Annotated in this window: 17 protein-coding genes; 7 read left to right on the forward strand and 10 right to left on the reverse strand. The window is 58.1% G+C overall.

From position 1 onward, the window contains the following. The 3 genes from FY034_RS11410 to FY034_RS11420 are packed head-to-tail and all read right to left on the reverse strand — an operon-like array spanning position 1 to position 3,726. Positions 1–570 (reverse strand): metal-dependent hydrolase, encoded by a 570-nt coding sequence (locus FY034_RS11410; RefSeq protein ID WP_265550624.1) that lies wholly within the window; start codon positions 568–570, stop codon positions 1–3. Between the two features lie 25 nt (positions 571–595). Further along, the gene (locus FY034_RS11415) at positions 596–3,394 is read right to left on the reverse strand and encodes a caspase family protein (protein WP_265550627.1); all 2,799 of its coding nucleotides are present in this window, start codon (positions 3,392–3,394) and stop codon (positions 596–598) included. A 26-nt stretch (positions 3,395–3,420) separates the two neighbouring features. Beyond that, on the reverse strand, positions 3,421–3,726 hold the full coding sequence (locus tag FY034_RS11420) for a hypothetical protein (protein ID WP_265550630.1): 306 nt from the start codon (positions 3,724–3,726) through the stop codon (positions 3,421–3,423). A 140-nt stretch (positions 3,727–3,866) separates the two neighbouring features. On the opposite strand from FY034_RS11420, the gene FY034_RS11425 reads away from it, so the two are divergent. Next, entirely contained in the window at positions 3,867–4,370 is a 504-nt protein-coding gene (locus tag FY034_RS11425) for a BPTI/Kunitz-type proteinase inhibitor domain-containing protein (RefSeq protein ID WP_265550632.1), read from the forward strand. On the opposite strand, the gene FY034_RS11430 is transcribed toward FY034_RS11425, so the two are convergent. Beyond that, on the reverse strand, positions 4,357–5,583 hold the full coding sequence (locus tag FY034_RS11430; RefSeq protein WP_265550634.1) for a tetratricopeptide repeat-containing glycosyltransferase family protein: 1,227 nt from the start codon (positions 5,581–5,583) through the stop codon (positions 4,357–4,359). The two genes, FY034_RS11425 and FY034_RS11430, sit on opposite strands and share 14 nt — an antisense overlap. A gap of 34 nt (positions 5,584–5,617) precedes the next feature. Then, complete coding sequence (locus FY034_RS11435; protein WP_265550636.1) at positions 5,618–8,311, reverse strand: valine--tRNA ligase; 2,694 nt, start codon at positions 8,309–8,311, stop codon at positions 5,618–5,620. A 212-nt stretch (positions 8,312–8,523) separates the two neighbouring features. Here FY034_RS11435 and FY034_RS11440 point away from each other — a divergent pair, with 212 nt between their 5' ends. The 3 genes from FY034_RS11440 (at position 8,524) to sbtM (ending at position 11,091) form a co-directional block, all read left to right on the forward strand. Beyond that, positions 8,524–8,856, forward strand: a complete 333-nt coding sequence (locus FY034_RS11440; protein ID WP_265550638.1) for a hypothetical protein — start codon at positions 8,524–8,526, stop codon at positions 8,854–8,856. Positions 8,857–9,095: 239 nt separating this feature from the next. After that, a complete protein-coding gene (locus tag FY034_RS11445; protein WP_265550640.1) occupies positions 9,096–9,389 on the forward strand; it encodes a selenobacteriocin in 294 nt (97 codons plus the stop codon). 166 nt (positions 9,390–9,555) lie between these two features. Continuing rightward, positions 9,556–11,091 carry a thio(seleno)oxazole modification radical SAM maturase SbtM gene (sbtM, locus tag FY034_RS11450; protein ID WP_265550642.1) on the forward strand — a complete coding sequence of 512 codons (1,536 nt, stop codon included), beginning with the start codon at positions 9,556–9,558 and terminating at the stop codon, positions 11,089–11,091. Here sbtM and lhgO read toward each other — a convergent pair. The 3 genes from lhgO to FY034_RS11465 all read right to left on the reverse strand — a co-directional run bounded on the left by lhgO (position 11,070) and on the right by FY034_RS11465 (position 15,286). Beyond that, positions 11,070–12,281 carry an L-2-hydroxyglutarate oxidase gene (lhgO, locus tag FY034_RS11455; RefSeq protein ID WP_265550644.1) on the reverse strand — a complete coding sequence of 404 codons (1,212 nt, stop codon included), beginning with the start codon at positions 12,279–12,281 and terminating at the stop codon, positions 11,070–11,072. The two genes, sbtM and lhgO, sit on opposite strands and share 22 nt — an antisense overlap. Continuing rightward, positions 12,278–12,865, reverse strand: a complete 588-nt coding sequence (locus tag FY034_RS11460; protein WP_265550646.1) for an anthranilate synthase component II — start codon at positions 12,863–12,865, stop codon at positions 12,278–12,280. Before FY034_RS11460 ends, lhgO begins: the two co-directional genes overlap by 4 nt. A gap of 132 nt (positions 12,866–12,997) precedes the next feature. Then, on the reverse strand, positions 12,998–15,286 hold the full coding sequence (locus tag FY034_RS11465; RefSeq protein ID WP_265550649.1) for a Tex family protein: 2,289 nt from the start codon (positions 15,284–15,286) through the stop codon (positions 12,998–13,000). Positions 15,287–15,394: 108 nt separating this feature from the next. Here FY034_RS11465 and FY034_RS11470 point away from each other — a divergent pair, with 108 nt between their 5' ends. Then, the gene (locus FY034_RS11470) at positions 15,395–15,652 is read left to right on the forward strand and encodes a DUF3553 domain-containing protein (RefSeq protein ID WP_265550651.1); all 258 of its coding nucleotides are present in this window, start codon (positions 15,395–15,397) and stop codon (positions 15,650–15,652) included. Between the two features lie 151 nt (positions 15,653–15,803). Here the strand turns inward: FY034_RS11470 and FY034_RS11475 are convergent, their stop codons facing one another. Further along, on the reverse strand, positions 15,804–16,082 hold the full coding sequence (locus FY034_RS11475; RefSeq protein ID WP_265550653.1) for a peptidylprolyl isomerase: 279 nt from the start codon (positions 16,080–16,082) through the stop codon (positions 15,804–15,806). Between the two features lie 33 nt (positions 16,083–16,115). After that, entirely contained in the window at positions 16,116–17,591 is a 1,476-nt protein-coding gene (gene trpE, locus FY034_RS11480; protein WP_265550655.1) for an anthranilate synthase component I, read from the reverse strand. A 131-nt stretch (positions 17,592–17,722) separates the two neighbouring features. On the opposite strand from trpE, the gene FY034_RS11485 reads away from it, so the two are divergent. Both FY034_RS11485 and FY034_RS11490 read left to right on the forward strand, forming a co-directional pair. After that, entirely contained in the window at positions 17,723–18,661 is a 939-nt protein-coding gene (locus tag FY034_RS11485; RefSeq protein ID WP_012470594.1) for a chemotaxis protein CheV, read from the forward strand. 197 nt (positions 18,662–18,858) lie between these two features. Beyond that, entirely contained in the window at positions 18,859–22,308 is a 3,450-nt protein-coding gene (locus FY034_RS11490; protein WP_265550659.1) for a pyruvate carboxylase, read from the forward strand. Positions 22,309–22,446: the final 138 nt, after the last annotated feature.

The raw sequence follows: 22,446 nt of genomic DNA on the forward strand, positions 1-22,446 counted from the left end.
TCACCTCCTGAATGGAAACCTTGCGCGTAATGTTTCAACAAAGGCGTGATCAGGCCGGCTTGAAACCATTTCCAACGGCGAATAACCTCGTTTCCAGGCCAGATAGAACATCATGACTAACAAACTTCCGGTAATCACAAAATTGGGCCAGGCATTCAGCTCCCATTGACCATCCCAACTCCACTGCCAGACATCTGAAAACGGCATCAGGTAGGGTATCGGCCAATGATCATTTTCCGGCCCACGCGCCCCCAGCAGATCTCCCAACAGGTGTACATGGAAGCTGATTAAGGCCAGCAACGCCACCCGCCAGCGCCGACCGGTACTAATTGCACAGACCGCAGCGACGAACAGGGCAAAGGTTACATTATGCAAAGCCGTATGGTGATACTGCGTCCACCAGAGCAGTTCATGCTTAGTGCCGCGGGTTAAGGCCTCAGCCACCAGGCCAAGACCGTCCAGATCAGGAGCAATGCCAGCCAACGTCACCGCTGTCCGCTCCCTGCGCACGAGCGACTGGTCAGTATTGGCTACAGCCCAACCAAGCAATAGATGGGTAATAGGGTTCATAGGTCTGCCGTGCGAGGTGTCAGCATCACCGCACGCGCCCCACCGGAAAACCCTGCCCGCTGATCGACACCGTGGGAAACTGGGCACGTTTAAAGATCTTTTCTGCCAGGTTAGGCACCTCATCCTCCACATAGGCGGCAAGGTCAGTTGTTTTGACAAAGCCGGTCAGTCCTTTATCTGCCTTGCCTTGCAGTCCCTGCACCAGCGTCCAGGTAAACAGACCATGGCCCTGATAGCCCTCCAGTGCCTCCTGCACCGAGGTGGAGGCGGAGAGGATCGTCGAGCCCACCGCACGGGACAGCACCTTCATGGCGGTCTCCTCACTCATGCCGCGGGTCAGCAGCGCGGTCTGCATGGCCTGGCCCAACTGACCGGCATTGCAGGTATCGATCACGATCAGCTTCTTGGTTGAGGGTATGTTGGCCACCAGCTCTTTCAGTGCAGTCTGGGACAAGGCGTCGCTCTTCAGTTTTTGCGTGCTGAGCGCCCCAACGTTGGAAGTAATCAGAAAATATTCACCTTCGTCAACCGTGCCGTGGCTGGCAATGTAGAGGATAAACAGGTCATCAGGATTGATGGCCTGGTAGCGTTGCAGGGCGCTGACTACTGCATCCCGGCTGGTGACTTCCCGCGTAGTGAGCGAGGTAATCTTCACCTGTTCAAACAGCCCAACCGCCCCGCCACGCAAGGTGGTGGCAAACAGGTTGGCGTCGGCCACGGCATACTTGAGTTGCAACTTCGGGTTACGGAATTCCTGTACGCCGATCACCAGGGCATGCAGGGTCGGCTTTTGAATTGCAGCAAAACCGGCCTGCAGCTGGTGGATCGCCTCATTGCTCTGCATGGTATTGTCGGCATTGAAGGCGATGGCCCGGATGGTGTTGCTGCCGGGGGAAAGCTTGAGGGTATAGCTGCGATAGGTTGCGTCGCCCCCCTCCTTCTGCACCGCCTTAAGCGAGCGGCTGCTGTCCAGCACGACGGCTGAGCCGTTCAGGAACAGCCGCACATCGCCGATGCCGCCGCCCTGTTCTTCCAGTTTCAAGGTCAGCTTGAAGCTTTCGCTGGTTGCAATGACAGCTGTCTGGACGACACTGACCCGGGGAGGCTGTTTGACATCGGCCAGGGTGCGGTACCCCTGCAGCGAACCGCCGGCCAGGGCCAGCTTGACCAGATCGGGCCGAAAGAAGGTCTCGCGGTAGTTCTCGATGCCGTAGATATTTGGACCAACACGCACATTGAGATACTTGTCTCCATTGGCAGAGGCGTTGTAGTAGCCATCCGGGGTGATAATGATCCATTCGCCATCCTCAAAGGCATACAGATCCGCCAGCTGTTGCTTGGTTTTCCTGCTGCGCAGTTCAAGCTTGTGCGCTGTGTCGTGTGTGTAAAAGTCACCGTTATCGCTGGTCAGAAAAATCATCCCCTGCAGTTTTCGGTAATGTTTCTCATCCCGATAATCATCCTTCATGAACTCTCGGGGAATTTTTCGGTACAGGCCTTCCGGGTCAAGCACTTCCCAGGTGTATCCTCCCAGCCCACCGACTTTTGTACCCTTCAAGCGTGACCTGGAGGTCACATTCTGCTGCGTTAAGGCGGCGGCTTGCAGATCCCACAGGTGAAACTGCAGCACCACCTCTTTACTGGATGATGACCACTCTTCACGCCAGTTGAGCAAACGGCTGCCGGAACTTAACGAGCTTCTGAAGCCGGCCGGCCTGACCCCAAAGTTCCTGACCACCTCACCGGTCTGCGTCTGCCAGACCCGTACCCGACCGTCATTAAACCCAACCCCCAGCAGTCCGTTGGCAGCCAAGGCGTAGGGCTGTGCCTGATAATTCAGTAACAGGTGCAGGTTTTCAAACAGAAGCTTTCGCTCCGTGTACATGCCGTTTTTCAGCGGGGTAAGCAGCACCAGTTCCATGCGGGCTGCCTGGGGTGTGTCAGTTGTGTGCGTATAACCGACCAGCAGCCTGCCATCAGGTGTAAATCTTAAAAAAATCTGCTCATCTTTGAGCAGCTCTCTGGGGCTGTAGGTGAGCAGCACCTGTCCGCTTGCCAGGTCGTACAGCTGTATGGCACTGGAAGACGCGCCCCCCTGGTAGGCCAGTTGTTTTCCATCCGGTGAAAGTTTGAACGTGCTTCCATGAGAAATGCTTGGGATGACCAGCGAACCTTTCTTGACAGCATTCAGGCTGTCGTCATACAGCACATAGCCGACAGTGCCCGGTTGGCCAGCCCCTTTATGGAAGACGCCGTAATAGCCGAACCCCAGATCGGTAACGCCATTGTTCCGGGTATAGATCTCATAACTTTTATAGCGACCCAGCTCCGGCAGGACCAGTTCTGAACCATCTTTCAGGCTATAGATCTTTGTGCCGAAGGACTGATTGAACAGATGTTGCCCGTCCTTACTGATGACCGGATTTTGTAAAAAAACAGTCCCGCCGAACGTGGGCAGGGTAATTGAACGCAGTTTCTGCCCATGCAGATCATAGAGCTCGGCTGTTTTTTGATATACAACCATGAAGGTGCCGTCATTGACAAAATAGATATTCGAAGCATGACCATATTCCGTTTGCAGCTTGATGGTCCTGACTTCCCGGCCGGTGGCCACCTCCCACGTCTTCAGGTACCCCTCTGCCTCCTTGCTGACCAGATGACTGGCCGCCGGATTTATGGCCACGAATTCGATGAGACCGGCATGACCGGTTTGGGCAAAAACCGCCGGTTTGTCAGACGCCCATGACGCCCCCGGCAACGCCGACAGCAGAAAGCAAGAGACCACCGCAGCCAGCAGCCAGGTGGTTTGAAAGGCGCGCCCCATAGACTCCTCCAGTCGACACATCACGCTCAACGTACCAGCCTCCACAGAATACTGCCAACCACAGACACAAGCGTTATCACCAGGGCAGCCATCACAAACCAGTGCGGGACAAAGCCGGGATGCTGGCCATTACCACCTGCGGAGGTCCCCCCGGCAGGAGATTGCCGGCGGCGCATCCCCTGCAGCAGTGCTGCTGTCAGGCCGCCGAACAACAGGCTGAAGGCGAGAAATAAAGCTGCACTGCCAGGCTGTTCTGCAGTGAACACCAGAGCGGTGGTCACCAGGCTGAAGATGGTACAACATGCGAAGACAACCAGCATGGCAATGCGCATAAGCCGACCCTTTCTCTACGCTGTACGACCTGATCACCATGATAGCACAATCCTGACAGCTTTCAGGGTTGGCTTGCAGATCTATCTGCGACTGGTATAGTCACAATTGCAATCTCACCCCACAACAGACGAGGACCCCCATGTACCCTGTCCGATTTGCCTGCTACCTGGTATCAATCCTGCTGGCCGCGCCGGGGCTGACCCGGCCGGTGGCCGCTGTCGAACTGCCGGAGCTGTGCCGTTTGCAACCGGTGAAAGGCCCCTGTAAGGCGATGATCGAGGCGGCCTATTTTGACCACAAACAGGGAAAATGCGTCACCTACTTTTACGATGGCTGCGGAGCGGTGAAACCGTTCGATAACCTGGAGGAGTGTCAGCGAACCTGTGAACAGCCCGGGCTGGCACCAAAAAAACGACCGTCATCCGGCCTGTACTACGATCCGGTTGAGGATGACCCGCGTTATGCCGAGGTCTTCAGGAAGATTGATGCAGAAGTGAAAACGGCACTTGATGTGCCTACGAAACGGAGCGGCAGGGGATCTGTTCATATCTTTTGGGGAACAAAAAAAAGAATCCTGAAGCAGAAGTACAACATCGATTGGCGCACCCCGGCTGAGCTAAATCCATGGGTTATTTTTGATTAGCGAGAGCAGGGCTGTCATGCAGCGCCTTGACGACCGCTGCAACGACAGGGGCCCATTCGCCGGGCGCGGACTGACGGAACAGCCGCATGCCGGGATACCAGCAGCACTGCTCCCCTGCCAGCCCCCAGCGCCAGTCCGGCGCAAACGGCAGCAGCAGCCAGGTCGGTTTGCCCAGTGCGCCGGCCAGGTGGGCGACAGCCGTATCAATGGTGATCACCAGGTCAAGCTGTTCCAGCAAGGCCGCGGTATCGGCAAAATCCTGCACCAGCATGGTCAGATCAACCATGGTCAGGGCAGGTTTTTCAACCGGCTCCCCCACCTGCAGAGATACCCACATGGTACCGGTACAGCAGGCCAATTGCGCAAGCAGTGCGGCAGGCAGGCTGCGCCCAGGATCAGGATAGCGCTTGCCTGACCAGCAGAGCCCAATCCGTGTGTCACCGTTGCCACCGGGCAGTACGCTCTGCCAGAACGGCAGCCGCGCGGCAGGCGGGGTCAGATACGGCACAACAGCCGGAATCGTCTCAAGGGTACTGCCCAGCAGGTACGGCAGGGACAGCAACGGCAGCTGGTAATCAAAGTCAGGCAGATCCCGGCCGAACGGCAGTACCGTGATACCGGCGCCAAGGCTCTGCATCAGCGGGACCAGAGGAGGATGGCACTCGAACAGGACCTCTGCCCCCCGCTCCACCAGCAGCGGCAGGTAGCGGCAGAACTGCAGGGTATCGCCAAAGCCCTGCTCGGCATAGATCAGGATCGTCTTGGCGGAGAGATCACCACCATGCCAGCGTGGCTGGGTAAACTCACGCACCGGCGAGGTAAAGCGCCGCTTTTTCCAGCGCCACTCGTATTCCCTGAAGCCTGCCGAATACTTACCCTGCAGCAACAGCAGCAGGGCATAATTCCAATGGGCCTCAGCATGATTCGGAGAGGCCTTCAGTACCTTTGCACATTCAACCAGGGCCTGCTGCACCTCCCCCTGCATCTGCAGGCAGGTGGACAAGGCCACCCGGCTGTCATGCAGGGACGGGGCAAGCTGTAATGCCTGCTGATAGCTTTTGACCGCCTGGTCGAAGAAGCCCATTTCCAGCAAGGTATTGCCGCGGTTGTTCCAGAGCAGCGCCAGGGTTGGCCAGCGTCCGACCGCCTCATCGTACAGGGACAGGGCTTCGTCATAGCGCCCGGCCTCGTGCAACGCTGCGCCTTCACGCATTATCTTCTCCAGCTCACCCATCGGCTACCTCTGGCTACTTCAGGTTTCTGATCTTCTCCAGACTTTCTTCCAGCACCGCCTTCTTAGAGCTAACGTCAGCCAGCTTGGCCTTTTCCTTGGCCACGATATCAGCCGGAGCCCGGTCAACAAAGCTGGGATTCTCGAGCTTTTTCGAAAACTGCTCGATCTCTTTATCCAGTTTGGCGATCTCCTTCAGGAGCCGTTTTTCCTCTTCAGCCACATCCACCAGCCCCTTCAGCGGGACAAAGACCTGAAACCTGCCAGCCGGTTGTACTGAGGCATCTTCCGGCTTTTCCAGGTTCCGCCCGATGGTCAGATCGGCCACCCGGGCCATGCTCCTGATCTTTGATTCAAACAGCCGCGCCAGATCCTCGGCCTGCTGGGACCCGGTTGAAAGGGTGACCGTTATCTCGCGGGAAGGGGGCACCTCCATCTCACCACGGATGGTGCGGATGGCCGAGATGACCTCCATCACCTGCTCCATCCGGCCGGCTGCGTCTTCAAACTGCCAGTCTTCACGGGGCTGCGGATAGGGTGCCAGCATGATGGACGGAGCCCAGTCGCCACCTGATCCGCGCAGGTTGCAGCGGTCTCCCTTGGGCAGGGTCTGCCAGATCTCTTCCGTGATAAACGGCATGATCGGGTGCAGCAGACGCAACAGGTGTTCCAGCACGGTCCAGAGCACGTACTGGGTGGTGCGGCGACGCAGCGGATCATCACCGTACAGCTCCTGCTTGGACAGTTCCAGGTACCAGTCGCAGAACTCGCTCCAGGTAAACTGGTACAGCGTCATGGCGGCCTCGTTAAAGCGGTACTCGTCAAGGGCCTGGTTGGTTGCACGGGCGGTTTCATTCAGACGGTGCAGAATCCATTCATCGGACTCGGTCAACCGCAGGTCTTCAAAAACCAGTTGATCCGGCTCAAACCCTTCCAGGTTCATCATGGTAAAACGGGCCGCATTCCAGACCTTGTTGCAGAAGTTACGGTAACCGGAGATCCGCTCTTCAGCCAGTTTGATATCCCGGCCCTGGGCTGCAAAGGCCGCCAGCGTAAAGCGGAAGGCATCGGTACCGTACTGGTCGATCACCGTCAGCGGATCAATCACGTTCCCCTTTGACTTGGACATCTTCTGGCCGTGGGCATCCCGTACCAGGGCATGGATATAGACATCCCTGAACGGCACCTCATCCATGAAATGCAGCCCCATCATCATCATCCGGGCCACCCAGAAGAAGAGGATGTCAAAACCGGTTACCAGGGTTGCGGTGGGATAAAACCTTTTCAGCTCAGCGGTCTGATCAGGCCAGCCCATGGTGGAGAACGGCCAGAGTGCCGAAGAGAACCAGGTGTCCAGCACGTCGGTTTCCTGGCGCAGTTCATCACTGCCGCACTGACTGCAGCTGGTCGGATCATCCATCGCAACCGTTATCTTGCCGCAATGATCGCAGAACCAGGCCGGGATACGGTGTCCCCACCAGATCTGGCGTGAGATACACCAGTCGCGGATGTTTTCCATCCAGTCATAATAGGTGTTCTCCCACTGCTTCGGCAGAATCCGGGTCCGTCCGTCCTTAACCGCTGCAAGGGCCTTCTCTGCCAGCGGCCCCACCTTGACGTACCACTGCAGGGAGAGGTACGGCTCCACCACGGTCTTGCAACGGTAGCAGCCCCCCACCGACAGACCGTGATCGTCGATCTTCTCCAGCAGCCCGGCAGCCTCAAGCTCCTCCACAATCCTGGTGCGGGCCTTAAAACGATCCAGTCCTTCATACTGATGACCGGCAGCATTGATAATGCCCGACTCGTCAAAGACATTGATCTTGTCCAGACCGTGGCGTGCCCCCACCTCAAAGTCGTTGAAGTCATGGGCCGGGGTGATCTTGACCACACCGGTGCCGAACTCGCGGTCCACATACTCATCCGCAACCACCGGAATCTCACGGTTCACCAGCGGCAACAGCACCTTGGCACCATGCAGATCGGCGTAGCGTTCATCTTCAGGATGCACCGCCACGGCGGTATCGCCCAGCATGGTCTCTGGCCGGGTGGTGGCCACGGTCAGGAAGCGGCCCGGCTGCCCCACCACCGGATAGCGGATATGCCAGAGATGCCCCTTTTTCTCTTCATGCTCCACCTCGATATCTGAAAGGGCGGTATGGCAGCGGGGGCACCAGTTGATCAGACGGTTATCGCGGTAGATCAAGCCGTCTTCGTACAGCTTGACAAAGACCGTGCGTACCGCCTTGGACAGACCGGCATCCATGGTAAAGCGCTCCCGTTCCCAATCACAGGAGGCCCCCAGCCGCTTCAGCTGCCCGATGATCTGGCCACCCGACTCGGCCTTCCACTGCCAGACCCGCTCGATAAAGGCCTCGCGCCCCAGGTCATGACGATCCGTGCCTTCAGCAGCCAGTTGCCGCTCAACCACGTTCTGGGTGGCAATACCGGCATGGTCGGTGCCGGGCATCCAGAGCACGCTGTGACCGGTCATCCGCTTCCAGCGGCAGAGGATATCCTGCAGGGTATTATTGAGGGCATGCCCCATATGCAGGGCACCGGTGACGTTGGGCGGTGGAATGACAATGCTGTAAGGTCTGCGGGGGGAGGCCTCATCTGCATGAAAGTAGCCCTTTTCAGCCCACTCGCCGTACCATTTTTTCTCTACCTCATGGGGTTCATACCCCTTGGCCAGTTCTTTGTTAGACATCACGACTTCCCTGCCTTTGCATGTTTTTACAGCGGATTGTGTTTATATACCGATGCAGCAGCCCCGGTCAAGGTTCTGCTCAAGCAAGGCCCGCCAAGCCATCTTCATTAAAATTGACATTGACCAACTAATACGCAAATTGTTATCTTGACCAATATGCTGGCAATTAAACATCACCGCGTTCTGCAGAACAACCAGGAAAGGATTTCACCATGCAGCATCACTCCTCCATGCGCAACCTGTTGGCCGGTCTCAGTCTCACCACACTCATTGCCGGAATGACCTCGCTTGCAGCTGCCGAGACCGCACCGGCAGCTCCTGCAGAAAACGGGAAAACGGCCTCAGAGGCAGGCCCCAGCGGCTGCGGCGGCATGCAAAAGTGTCCCAAGTGCGCCAAGCATGAAACTAATGGTGCCAGTGGCTGCGGCGGTGCCATGAAACAGCCGCAAGCAGAGCAACCGGCCCCGACAAAAGGCGCCAGTGGCTGTGGCGGGGCATCCGGCTGCGGCGGCGCAGCCAAACCAGACACACCTCCCAAGCAATAAATCCAGTATAGCGATTTGACAATCGTCCTACTATTGCTAAAATCACTTGCGGGCGGTACAGCTACCGCCCTAACAGGGCTGTAAAAAACGTCATGAGGAAGGCCGGATACCAGGCGCACGGAGCACAGTGACTGAGACATAACAACCCGTTAGTCGAAGGAGCGAGTACCGCGCAACGCCGTAGACGGCCTCCGGAATAGTTTTTCAAGGCCCTGTTAAATCCACGCAGGAGGTTTGCTATGGAGAAGGACCGGTTGAAGTCCATCCTGGCAGGAATGGGCATCGCCAGCCTCGTTGCAGGCATGGCGGTTGTTCCGTTCAACGCCCAGGGTGCGAGTGGTTGAGGCGGCAAGGAGGGTGCCGGGAGCACCCCGCAGAAGGAAGCAGGCAAAAGTGGCTGAGGCGGTAAGAGCGGCGCCGGGAGCGCTGAGACCCCCAAAGACAAGGATGGCACACAGACGACGGATGACAAGAAACCGGCAGAAAGCAAGCCTGCAGAAAAACCGGCCCCCAAACCGGGCGGCAGCGGCTGAGGTTCAAGTGGTTGAGGCGGCTCAACCGGCGCCGGGAGCGCCAAATAAAAGATTACTGCAGTAGCATTGACCGGGCGGCAGGGTATACTCATCTCTGTCGCCCGTTGTTTAGAGCAACCACCTATTTCCCTGGAGGCCCGCCATTTTCCCCACGACCCGCAAACTGTTGGGACAGGATGCCTGGAATCGTCTGATCGGCAGATCCCTGAATGAGCTTGATCCTGAGACCGTGCCTGTCCAGCTGGAAAAAGTGGCCGGCCTGACTCACCCGGAATGGCTGCCGGACCTGGCCCGGCTGGAGCTGAGCTGCCACCGGGCCATGAATACTCCACTGCCGCAGCCCGAAGAGCTGCAGGCCCTGACCATCAACCCCTCACTGCAACTGCTGCCGGTCCCCTGGACACATCTGCTGACCCTACTGACCTTTGCCAAAAAGCAGGATATGGAGCGGGTTGAGCCGGGTGAGGAGCTGGTGCTGATCTGGTCTGATCCGGCAAACAAGAATCTGCGTTTTGAATCCGCCCTGCCGGATCACCTGCTTGCCCTGAAGATGGTGGCTGAAGGGATCAGCCCGGAAGAGGCGGCACAACAGGCAAACCAGCCGATTGCGCTGTTCGATGCCGTGCTGTGGGACGCAGTGCGCAAGGGGGTACTGCTGGCACCGCTGTCAAGTCTGCGCCGTACTCCGGCAATTGCATCACAGGCGGTTGACCATCGCTTTGTTGCAGCCGAGGTCTTCACCCTGCAGTGGCATCTGACCCAGAGTTGCGACCTGTCCTGCAAGCATTGTTACGACCGCAGCCAGCGGGCAGCATTTCCGTTTTACCGCGCTGTCACACTGATGCAGGAGCTGCGCGATTTCTGCTGGAGCCGCTTTGTACGTCCCCAGGTTTCATTCAGCGGCGGCAACCCGCTCCTGCATCCGGATTTCTACCGGATCTATCAGGCGGCAGCTGACCACGGCCTGATGACCGCCATCCTCGGGAACGCCACCGAACGCAGCAACATTGAACGGCTAATGGCGATCCAGCGTCCGGTCTACTATCAGGTCAGTCTTGAAGGGCTGGAAGAACATAACGACACCATCAGGGGGGAAGGCAACTTCAGGCGGACAATTGCATTTCTTGAAATGTTGACTGAGCTGGGTGTGCCCAACATGGTGATGCTGACCCTGACCAGGAACAATCTTGATCAGGTGATCCCGTTGGCTGAACAGCTGGAAGGCATTACCGGCGGGCTGACCTTCAACCGCCTGGCACTGTTTGGCGAGGGGGCGCGGCTGGCCCTGCCGACCCGTGAGGAATACAGGGCATTTCTTGAACAGTATGTGGCAGCCATGCCGACCCACCCGGTGCTGGCACTGAAAGACAGCCTGCTCAACTCGATCTACGACGACCAGGGCAAGCCGCTATTCGGCGGCTGTGCCGGATTCGGTTGCGGTGCCGCCTTCAACTTCGTGGCCATCCTCTCCGATGGCGAAGTGCATGCCTGCCGCAAATTCCCCTCGCCCATCGGCAATATCCTGAACCAGAACCTTGAGGAGGTCTACAACTCGGAAACAGCGGCCCGCTATCGCGATGGTTCCACTGCCTGCAACGGTTGCACGCTGCGGGCGGTCTGCGGCGGCTGCCTGGCGGTTACCGCCAGTTTTGGGCATGACCCGTTGACCAGCAAAGACCCTTACTGCTTCAGGACAAAGTGATCCACCACCCAGGCCGCAAAGGGGAAGCTGCAGGTGAATGCCGGCGACACGGCATTCAGCACATGGATGCTGTGCCGGTCTCCTTCCACAACAAAGTCCTGCACCAGCTCCTTGGTAGCGGTATTCAACAGCTGGGCCCGGATACCCGGCTTGCTCCACTGGTTGAAACCGGCCGTATTGATCTGTTTCACCATTTTCGTGGCCAGACCGGTAAAATAGCCGCGGTCGTACTTCTTTAACTCAGACAGCGCCAGCGAGCGAAAGCCGAAGTTGTCCCCCAGAAACAGGCGCGACTCCCAGCCCAGTATCTCCAGCAGTTCCCCGAGCCGGAAATGCTCCAGACCGGCATAGTTCTGGCGCCAGAAGGCCGGTATGGCGGTGGGGCCGATCTTGATCGTCCCATCCACCGTCACCGTATAATGAACCCCCAAAAACGGATTCTTCAGATTGGGTACCGGATAGATGTTGGTGCGGATCGGTTTATCCGTACCGGTGTACTTCAGGTAGATCCCCTTGAACGGGATGATGGTATACTGCTGTGAAAAGCCGTAGTCACGGGCAACCGTATCGGCATACAGACCGGCGGCATTGATGGTCAGACCGGCCTCCAGCACCAGACCGCCGGTTGTCAGAATGGCCGCATCCCCCTGACGTTTCAGATACCCCTGGCCAAACAGAAAACGGACACCAGCCGCCTCAAGATCCTCTTTCAGGGCATGGCAGACCTGGCTCGGATCAACCGTGGCGGTGGTGGGGGAATAGAGTGCGATCCCGCTGGTCTTTGCATTGGGATCGATCTCGGCCAGCTCCTGTTCATCGATGATCCGCACATCCACGCCGTTCTTCTCGCCACGGCGCTGCAGTTCCTGCACCCCTTCAATCTCATTCAGATCCGAGGCGACAACGACCTTGTGGCAGCGATTGATTGCCAGGCCGCGGCCCGCAACGTAATCGGTCATCATCCGGTTGCCTTCACGGGTAAAACGGGCCTTCAACGAATCGGCCGAATAGTAGAACCCGGCATGCAGCACCCCGCTGTTGCGACCGCTGCCGTGGTAGGCCACGTCTGCCTCCTTGTCGATCACCAGGACATCGGCCGCGGGAAAACGGTTCTTCAGCTCACGAGCCAGGGCCAGGCCGATGATCCCGGCCCCGATGATCAGGTAATCCGCCTGCAGACGGGTGGTCACAGCGCTACCGGATACTGGCGGGAAAGCTTCAGAAAGTTATCCAAGAGCGCCATGCCACCTTCGGTCAGGATCGATTCCGGGTGGAACTGCACCCCCCAGACCGGCAGGTCGCGGTGACGCAAGCCCATGATCTCGCCATTATCCACCCAGGCGGTCACTTCCAGACAGTCCGGCAGGCTGGCACGTTCAACCACCAGCGAATGGTAACGGGTGGCATTGAACGGGTTGGGTAAACCGCTGAACAGCTCCTTGCCGTCGTGGTGGATCGGCGAGGTCTTGCCGTGCATCAGGGAGACACTGCGCACCACCTTGCCGCCAAAAGCGGCGCCAATGGACTGATGCCCCAGACAGACCCCCAAAAGCGGTATCTTTCCGGCGTACTCCCTGATGGCCGCCACCGAGATGCCCGCCTCCTCCGGAGAACAGGGGCCGGGCGAGACCACAATCCGGTCGGGACGCAGGGTTGCAATATCGGCAACGCCAATCTCGTCGTTACGCACCACCTTTACCTCTTCACCCAGCTGGGCCAGATACTGGACGATATTGAAGGTAAACGAATCATAATTATCGATCATTAAAAGCATGGCAGACTCCACTCTTCTAGTAAACTGACAACAGACCAACAGGCCGTTGAAAAACGGTATGAGAAAACACGACAACAAGGCACACAACGATTGAGGCACAACAAACCGTCAGACGAAGGAGCGAACAGACTGCTAACGCCGCACCCTGAACCCGGCCTTTTCCATGGCGCTCAGATCAAGACCTCCTGAGGTAACCTTCTGTTCCTGCCTGGGCTGGGCAGCAGCGGGTGCCGTTTTACGCACCGCTGCCCCGCCGGGCTCAGCCTCTTTGATGGACAGGGCGATCCGCTTGCGCTGCGGATCAGCAGACAGCACCTTGACCTTCACCACCTGCCCCACCTGCACCGCGTCATTGGGGTCCTTGATAAAACGGTTGGCCAGGTGACTGACATGCACCAGACCATCCTGATGCACCCCGATATCCACAAAGGCGCCAAAGGCGGTCACGTTGGTCACCACCCCCTGCAGGATCATCCCCTCCTGCAGGTCACTGATCTCGCGGATATCATCCCTGAAGTCGGCGGTCTGGAACTGCTGGCGCGGATCGCGTCCAGGCTTTTTCAGCTCTTCCAGGATGTCCCGCAGGGTCGGCAGACCGACCTGGTCACTGACGTACTTTTTCAGGTCGATCTTTTCAGCCAACCCCGGGGTTTTGCTCAGCTCTTCGAGGGAGACGCCCAGATCTTTGGCCATCTGTTCCACCAACGGGTAGCGCTCCGGGTGGACTGCAGAGTTATCCAGGGGATGTTTACCACCACGGATCCGCAGAAATCCGGCGGCCTGTTCAAAGGCCTTGGCCCCGAAACGGGACACCTTCAGCAGGCCTTTGCGGGAACTGAACGGACCGTTTTCATCACGATGACGGGCTATGGCCTTGCCCAGGGCCGGACCAACACCGGCCACATAGGACAACAGCGCCCATGAGGCGGTATTCAGATCCACCCCCACATAGTTAACCCCCGATTCCACCACCTCATCCAGACTCTTCTTCAGCATGGCCTGATTGACATCGTGCTGGTACTGCCCCACACCGATGCTCTTGGGATCGACCTTGACCAGCTCTGCCAGCGGGTCCTGCAGGCGGCGGGCAATGGAGATCGCACCGCGCACGGTCAGGTCCAGTTCGGGAAACTCCTCACGGGCGATCTCCGAGGCGGAATAGACACTGGCGCCGGCCTCGCTGACCATCACCACCGGCAGATGCCTGCCGGCCCTGGCCAGGGTCTCTTTGGTGAACAGCTCCATCTCACGCCCGGCAGTGCCGTTACCGATGGCGATCATCTCAATCCCATGGGCCTCCACCAGCCGCAGCAGGTCCGCCCTGGCCTGATCCACCCGGCCAGCGCCGGTGTGGGGATAGATGGTGACATGTTCCAGAAAACGACCGGTCTGATCCACCGCTGCCAGCTTGGAACCGGTCCGCAGACCGGGATCGATTCCCAGTACCCGACGGCCACCGGCAGGCGGTGCCAGCAGCAGGTTTTTCAGATTTCTGGCAAAGATGGCAATGGCCGCCTCATCAGCCAGATCCTTGGACTGCAGCCGCAGTTCAACCTCGATCGAGGTGGCGATCAACCGTTTGTAGGCATCCTCGGCCACTGTTTCAAGCCAGGGCCTGAAGATGCTCTCTCCCTTGATCAGGCGGTGCTTGAGGCCGGCCATGATCTCGGCCTGGGGTGCCTGCAGGGAAAGGCGCAGCACCTCTTCCTTTTCGCCGCGCCGCATGGCCAGCATCCGGTGGGACGGGATCTCCTTCAGCGGTTCCTGATAGTCGTAGTACATCTCAAACTTGGTGACCTGCTCCTTTTTATCCGGCACCACCTTGGTGGCCATGACCCCCTGCTCCCAGGTCAGACGGCGTACCATGGCCCGGCAGTCAGCATCATCAGCCAACCGCTCAGCCAGGATATGACCGGCCCCTTCCAGGGCAGCCTCCGGGCTGGGCACCTCTTTGTCAGGATCAACAAACGGGGCTGCCGCCTCCAGGGCGCTGCCGCCGGTCAGCTCCTGGGCCGCCATCAGATCAGCCAACGGTTCCAGACCGCGCTCCTTTGCAATGGTGGCCTTGGTACGACGCTTGGGCTTGTACGGCAGGTACAGGTCTTCCAGTTCGGTCTTCTGGCGGGTCGTCTCGATACGGGCCTTCAGTTCAGGGCTCAGCTTGCCCTGTTCATCAATCGAGGCCAGGATGGTCTGACGCCGGGCCTCCAGTTCCGTGAAATAGGCCAGCCGTTCCTCAATGGTACGGATCTGCACCTCATCCAGTTCACCGGTCTGTTCCTTACGGTAACGGGCAATAAAGGGGACCGTGGCCCCTTCCTGCAACAGGGTGACGGTATTGCTGACCTGGCCCTGCCTGAGCCCGGTCTCTTCGGTAATGATGCTTATGATTGCTGCATGCTGCTGCTGATTAAGTGCCATTCCAGAGTAATCCTTACTTCAACGCAGATCCGTGCTGACGAAACGGTAATAAGCCTATCTATTCAGGTGACAACGGCGTACTGTAAACAGATCAGACAAGGAGAGACCATGATTATCAAAACAGGTGCCATCGTCATTCATCCCGGAGCAGCTGCTTGGGGCGTTGGCAAAATAACCGAGGTAGCAGCCCAGAAGGCAACCATTCAATTCAGTGACGGCATCATCAGGAAGATCGCCTCTTCCCATTATGCCAGCCTGCGCCCCGGCGATCCGGCCGACTTTGTTGCACTGGTGGAAAGTGCCCCGGTTGAAAAGGTCCGCGCAACGCCCAAGCGGACAAAAAAAACAAAAGAACTGGCGGTCTAGGCACAAACCGCCAGCAGCATTCCTTATTCCGGTTCCAATGCAAGGAGGCCCCATCAGGGCGGCGAGGAGTTCGGCGACGCAGACGTACACGCAGTACGTTGAGGAGCTGAAGACAGGCCAACGAAGAGGGGCCCTTGAAACGGAATCGGAATTACCAGCGCTTGGTGACCTCAATCAGGTGATAGCCGAACTGTGTCCTGACCGGTCCCAAGACCTTGCCGATCTCACCGGAAAAGACCACCTCATCAAACTCCCTGACCATCTGACCGGGGCCGAACGCCCCCAGGTCACCACCCCGCATCCGGGAGGGACAGGATGAGTTGAGCTTGGCCACCTCGCCGAAATCGGCGCCGCCCTCTATCTCTGTCTTCAGTTTCAGACATTCCTCTTCGGTTGAAACCAGGATGTGTCGTGCCGTTGCTGTTGCCATGGTGTCGCTCCTTATCTTTAAGCCTCGGTAGTTTTACTTCAGTCCATGCTCTGCAATTTCGATGGCCCGGCGGACTGCCATCGCCTTGTTAACTGTTTCCTGCCATTCAGCGGCCGGGTCAGAATCGGCAACAACACCGCCTCCGGCCTGGAGGTGCACCATACCGTCCTTAATCACCAGCGTGCGGATGGCAATCGCCAGATCCATGTTGCCGGAGAAAGAAAAGTAGCCCACCGCGCCACCGTAAATCTCACGCCGCACCGGCTCCAGCTCGTCAATGATCTCCATGGCCCGCACCTTGGGTGCGCCGGACAGGGTACCGGCCGGGAAGGTGGCCCGCACCAGATCAAAGGCATCCCTGCCTTCCGCCAGCTCGCCATAGACGTTGGAGACGATATGCATGACATGGGAGTAACGCTCGATCACCATCAGCTCTGAGACTGTTACCGTGCCGGTGGCACAGACCCGCCCCAGGTCGTTGCGCCCCAGGTCCACCAGCATGACATGCTCGGCCCGTTCCTTGGGATCGGCCAACAGCTCCTCTGCCAGTCTGGCATCTTCTTGCGGTGTTGCACCACGCGGCCTGGTTCCGGCAATCGGCCGCAACTCCGCCCGTGTTCCCTCCTTGCGCACCATGACCTCGGGTGAAGCACCGGCTATCACGGTATCATCCAGGCGCAAAAAGAACATGTAAGGCGAGGGGTTCAAGGTACGCAAGGCCCGGTAGATGTCAAAGGGATCCGCAGAAAGCGTGCCGCTGAAACGCTGTGACGGGACAACCTGGATGATGTCGCCGGCACGGACATATTCCTTGGCCTTCTCAACCGCTGCCTCATACTCCTCACGGCTGACATTGGAGCGCAGTTCAGACGGTTTGACCGCTTCCGGCGCACCGGCAGCCGGCAACGGACCGCGCAGCTTGCCGATTATCCCCTCAATACGGGCCAGCGCCTCTGCATAGGCCTCCTCGGCAGAGACCGTGCCGCCAAGATGGGCGTTGGAGACCACCTTGATCTTCTGACTGAGATTATCAAAGATGATCAGGGTATCGGTAATCAGAAAATAGGCGTCGTAGGCATCAATCAGCGCCGGTTTCTGCGTTGGCAGATGTTCAAAATGACGTACCATTTCATAGCCGAGGTACCCCACTGCACCGCCAAAGAACCTGGGCAGCCCCGGCACCTCAACCGGCGTGAAACGGCTTAACACGTCACGGATACTGTTCAGGGGGGCAGCGACCGTCTGGCTGTTGGTGACGCCATGTTCAATGGTTTCAACCGTTTTCCCCTTGGCACGGACGATGAGTGAAGGACTGGAGCCGAGAAAGGTGTAGCGTCCCCACTTCTCTCCACCCTCGATACTCTCCAGCAGAAACGAGTAACAGCCGTCATCAATCTTGCGAAAGGCGGTTACCGGCGTATCCATATCAGCCATAATCTCACGATAGACCGGCACCAGGTTGCCCTTTTGCGCCAGCTGACAAAACTCTTTAAAATCAGGAAATACCATGCTATCTCCAAGCGTTGAAATGTTTTTGAAGCTATCACAGGGGGTATTTCGTGTCAATCGTGCACCATCCTCTTTTCATTATAAAGAGTTGTGCTATACTCCCCTGACAAAATCCACGGCAGGAGTCCGCCATGAAACAGACCAACATCCTTCTCGAAAGCGACACCAACGAACTGGAGATCGTGGAGTTCCGCGTTGACGAACTGGACTCCCACGGCAACCTGGTCCCCTGCCATTACGGTGTCAACGTTGCAAAAGTACGCGAGATCATCCGTCTGCCCAAGCTGACCAAGGCCCTCAACACCTCCGATGCCGTTGAAGGGATGATCAAGCTGCGGGAAAAGGTGATCCCGATCCTGAACCTCTCCAAGATCCTGAACAAATATACCGGCGACCTGCTGTCAGACCGGGTGATCGTGCTTGAGTTCAACAACGTCATGGTCGGCGTCCTGGTACACTCTGTCTCCCGCATCTACCGCATCTCCTGGAAAAATGTCGAAGCCCCCTCCTCGGCGGTCTACTCTGATCAGGTCACCGGCCTGGTCAAGATGGATGACCGGATCATCCTGGTGCTTGATTTTGAAAAGATCGTGGCTGAATTCTGCGCCTCCAGCGCCCTGCAGCCGCTGGCCCCTGAACAACTGCTTGAAGGCGCCGGTATTGACCGCAGCAGCAAGAGCATCCTGGTTGCCGATGACTCCCCGTTTATCCGCCACACCATGTGCAGCGCCCTGCGGGGAGCCGGGTACAATGTCGAAGAGGCGGTCAATGGTGCCGAGGCTTGGGAAAAGATCCAGAACAAAATGCAGCAGTGCTCAAGCGATGGCGTTTCATTCCGCTCACGGATGCAGCTCCTGATCACCGATGTGGAGATGCCCCAGATGGACGGCCTGCACCTGACGTCGCTGGTGCGCAAGGAAGACAGCCTGAAGGATCTGCCGATCATCATCTTCTCGTCACTGGCATCGGAAGACAACATCCGTAAATGGCATGACCTGGGCGCCCAACAGATTCTGACCAAGCCGGATCTGCCAAACCTGGTCAAATACGCTGACGAATTTACCGCCTGATCAGGCGGCATCGATCAATGCATCACCAACAGGGGCCCTTTGCGGCCCCTGTTCTTTTTCCTGTTGACATCCCCCGCTGTTTCTGGTTAAGTGCCGCCACCGTAAACGCCATAACTATTCAAAATAACTAAATTTTTTAAGCATAACTAAAAATCGTCGAACGAACCTTTACTACCATCAAAAACAGGAGAACTCGCATGAAGAAAATCAACAAGTTCAGAAAGGTCATGGCTGCCAACCGTGGCGAGATCGCCATCCGGATCTTCAGGGCCTGTACCGAGCTGGGGATCAGCACGGTGGCGCTCTATTCTGAAGAGGACAAACTCTCCCTGCACCGCTACAAGGCGGACGAGGCCTACCTGATCGGCAAAGGCAAGGCACCGATTGATGCCTACCTGGGGATTGACGAGATCATCGCCCTGGCGCTGAAGGCCGATGTGGATGCGATCCACCCCGGCTACGGCTTCCTGGCGGAAAATGCCGAGTTTGCCGAGAAGTGCGAGGCAGCCGGCATTACCTTTATCGGCCCCACGGCTGAAATGCAGCGTGCCCTGGGTGACAAGGTGGCCGGCCGCAAGGCTGCCATGTCTGCAGAAGTGCCGGTCGTGCCCGGCACCGAAGACCCGATTGAGAAGGAAGAAGAGGCACTGAAGTTTGCCAAGGACTCCGGCTATCCGATCATCATCAAGGCGGCTGCCGGTGGTGGCGGCCGTGGTATGCGGGTGGCCCGCAACAAGAAGGAGCTGCTGGAAGGACTGGTCGCTGCCCGCAGCGAAGCCAAGGCCGCCTTTGGCAACGCCACCGTCTTTCTGGAGCGCTACATCGAGAACCCCAAGCATATCGAAGTGCAGGTCATGGGTGACAACTACGGTAACCTGGTGCACTTTTTCGAGCGGGACTGTTCGATCCAGCGCCGCCACCAGAAGGTGGTGGAGTTTGCGCCATCACTCTGCCTGACCCAGCAGCAGCGTGAAGAGATCTGCACCGCCGCCCTCAAGATCGCCGGTCAGGTCAAATACCGCAACGCCGGCACGGTCGAGTTCCTGGTGGATCAGGAGGGCAGTTTCTACTTCATCGAGATGAACCCCCGCATCCAGGTCGAGCATACCGTGACCGAGATGATCACCGGCCGCAACCTGGTACAGAACCAGCTGCTGGTGGCCCAGGGTTACAAGCTGTCCGACCCGGAGATCAACATCCCGTCCCAGTCGGCCATCGACATGCGCGGCTATGCCATCCAGTGCCGGATCACCACCGAAGACCCCTCCAACAACTTTGCCCCTGACTTCGGCACCCTGACCACCTACCGTTCCGCTGCCGGCGCCGGTATCCGTCTGGATGCGGGCAACGCCTTTACCGGCGCCCAGATCACCCCCCACTATGACTCGCTGCTGGTCAAGGTCAGCTCCTGGGGCCTCAACTTCAAGGATGCCGCCTCGATCATGCACCGCGCCCTGCAGGAGTTCCGGGTACGGGGCGTCAAGACCAACATCGGCTTTTTGGAGAACGTGATCACCCACTCGGTCTTCCTGGGTGGCAAGTGCGACACCTCCTTCATCGACAAGCACCCGGAGCTGCTGCAGTTCCGCGAAAAGAAGGACCGTGCCAGCAAGGTACTCTCCTTCCTGGGGGACGTGGTGGTCAACGGTTCCCCCGGCATTGCCAAGCCGCTCAAATCCTCGGAACTGATCGAGGCGCAACTGCCGCATGTGGATATGACCAAGCCCCGGCCGATCGGTTCCAAGGACCTGTTCATGCGCCTGGGTGCCGAAGGGCTCTCCAAGTGGATTCTTGAGCAGAAGAAGCTGCTCTTGACCGATACCACCATGCGGGACGCCCACCAGTCCCTGCTGGCCACCCGGGTACGGACCCACGATATCCTCAAGATTGCCGAGCCCACCTCCTACCTGGGGGCCGATCTGTTCTCGCTGGAGTGCTGGGGCGGCGCCACCTTTGACGTCTCAATGCGCTTCCTCAAGGAATGCCCCTGGCAGCGGCTGCACAAACTGTCCGAGGCGATCCCCAACATCCTGTTCCAGATGTTGCTGCGCGGCTCAAACGCCGTGGGCTACACCAACTACCCGGACAACGTGGTCCAGAAGTTCGTGGAAGAGGCTGCCAATTCCGGCGTAGACATCTTCCGGATCTTTGACTCGCTGAACTGGACCACCGGCATGCAGGTCGCCATGGAGGCGGTGCGCAAGTCTGGCAAGATCTGTGAGGCCGCCATCTGCTACACCGGCGACATCACTGATCCCAAGCGGGACAAGTACCCCCTGGAATACTACGTCGGCATGGCCAAGGAGCTGGAAAAGATGGGTGCCCACATCCTGGCCATCAAGGACATGGCAGGTCTTTTGAAGCCGATGGCCGGCTACAAGCTGGTCAAGGCGTTGAAAGAAAACATCGGCATTCCGGTCCATCTGCACACCCACGACACCTCCAGCAATGCCGGCGCCATGCTGCTGATGGCCTCCGAGGCCGGGGTGGATATTGTGGATACCGCCCTCTCCTCCCTGTCCGGCCTGACCGCACAGCCCAACATGAACGCCCTGGTGGCGGCACTTGAAGGGACCGAGCGTGATCCTCAGGTCAACGCCGCCGGTCTGCAGCACCTGGCCAACTACTGGGAGACGGTGCGGGATTACTACGCCCCGTTCGAATCCGGTCTCAAGTCCGGCACTGCCGAGGTCTATCACCACGAGATTCCGGGCGGCCAGTACTCCAACTACAAGCCGCAGGTTGCCGGTCTGGGCCTGATTGACCGCTGGGAAGAGTGCAAGGAGATGTACCACAAGGTCAACATGATGTTCGGCGACATCGTCAAGGTTACCCCCTCCTCCAAGGTGGTGGGCGACATGGCCATGTTCCTGGTCAAGAACAACCTCCAGCCTGAGGATGTCTACACCTCCAAAGAAGACCTGGCCTTCCCCGAGTCAGTGGTCGGCATGTTCAAGGGGATGCTGGGCCAACCATACCAGGGCTGGCCGGAAGAGCTGCAGAAGATCATCCTGAAGGGTCAGCAACCGATCACCTGCCGTCCCGGCGAGCTGCTTGAGCCGGTTGATTTTGATGAAGAACGCCTGATCCTTGAGGAAAAACTGGGACACAAGGTGGATGACAAGGCGCTGATCTCCAACATCCTCTACCCCAACGTCTATCCTGAATTCGACCGCTATCGCCAGGAGTTTTCCGACACCTCGGTCATCCCCACCCCGATCTTCTTCTACGGGCTGGAACCGAACCAGGAGACCTCCATCGAGATTGAACCGGGCAAGACCCTGATCATCAAGCTGAACGCCGTTGGCGAGCTGAAAGAGGACGGAACCCGTTCCGTCTACTTCGAGCTGAACGGCAACAACCGCTCGGTGGTGATCCGCGATCAGTCGATCCAGAACAGCGACGCCATCCGTGAAAAGGCTGACAAGGGCAACCCCAGCCATATCGGCGCCCCAATGCCGGGCAAGGTCTTCAAGGTCAACGTCAAGGCCGGTGACGAAGTCAAGGCCGGTGATGTCCTGATGGTAACCGAGGCGATGAAGATGGAGACCAACATCAAGGCCAAGGCCGATGGCAAGGTTGCCGAGGTCAAGTTCAAGGAAGGCGACAAGGTGGAGAAGGAAGATCTCGTGATAGTCATGGGCTAAACCATCCTTGTCTGGGTATGCTCCAACACGACAGCCTGCTCCGGTAATCCGGGGCAGGCTGTCGTGTTTCCACTGGACAATCTGCGGGAATTGGGCTAGAAACAGCCCATTACACCAGACCCATGGAAGAGACCGATG

The sequence above is a fragment of the Trichlorobacter lovleyi genome (assembly GCF_015239775.1).
Taxonomy (GTDB): domain Bacteria; phylum Desulfobacterota; class Desulfuromonadia; order Geobacterales; family Pseudopelobacteraceae; genus Trichlorobacter; species Trichlorobacter lovleyi_B.

Coding starts and splice junctions, on each gene's coding strand:
- FY034_RS11425 (WP_265550632.1), top strand. CDS start 3,867: ATGTACCCTGTCCGATTTGCCTGCTACCTGGTATCAATCCTGCTGGCC.
- FY034_RS11430 (WP_265550634.1), bottom strand. CDS start 5,583: ATGCGTGAAGGCGCAGCGTTGCACGAGGCCGGGCGCTATGACGAAGCC.
- trpE (WP_265550655.1), bottom strand. CDS start 17,591: ATGGTATTTCCTGATTTTAAAGAGTTTTGTCAGCTGGCGCAAAAGGGC.
- FY034_RS11435 (WP_265550636.1), bottom strand. CDS start 8,311: ATGTCTAACAAAGAACTGGCCAAGGGGTATGAACCCCATGAGGTAGAG.
- FY034_RS11440 (WP_265550638.1), top strand. CDS start 8,524: ATGCAGCATCACTCCTCCATGCGCAACCTGTTGGCCGGTCTCAGTCTC.
- FY034_RS11420 (WP_265550630.1), bottom strand. CDS start 3,726: ATGCGCATTGCCATGCTGGTTGTCTTCGCATGTTGTACCATCTTCAGC.
- FY034_RS11465 (WP_265550649.1), bottom strand. CDS start 15,286: ATGGCACTTAATCAGCAGCAGCATGCAGCAATCATAAGCATCATTACC.
- FY034_RS11475 (WP_265550653.1), bottom strand. CDS start 16,082: ATGGCAACAGCAACGGCACGACACATCCTGGTTTCAACCGAAGAGGAA.
- FY034_RS11470 (WP_265550651.1), top strand. CDS start 15,395: ATGATTATCAAAACAGGTGCCATCGTCATTCATCCCGGAGCAGCTGCT.
- FY034_RS11415 (WP_265550627.1), bottom strand. CDS start 3,394: ATGGGGCGCGCCTTTCAAACCACCTGGCTGCTGGCTGCGGTGGTCTCT.
- FY034_RS11490 (WP_265550659.1), top strand. CDS start 18,859: ATGAAGAAAATCAACAAGTTCAGAAAGGTCATGGCTGCCAACCGTGGC.
- FY034_RS11485 (WP_012470594.1), top strand. CDS start 17,723: ATGAAACAGACCAACATCCTTCTCGAAAGCGACACCAACGAACTGGAG.
- FY034_RS11410 (WP_265550624.1), bottom strand. CDS start 570: ATGAACCCTATTACCCATCTATTGCTTGGTTGGGCTGTAGCCAATACT.
- FY034_RS11460 (WP_265550646.1), bottom strand. CDS start 12,865: ATGCTTTTAATGATCGATAATTATGATTCGTTTACCTTCAATATCGTC.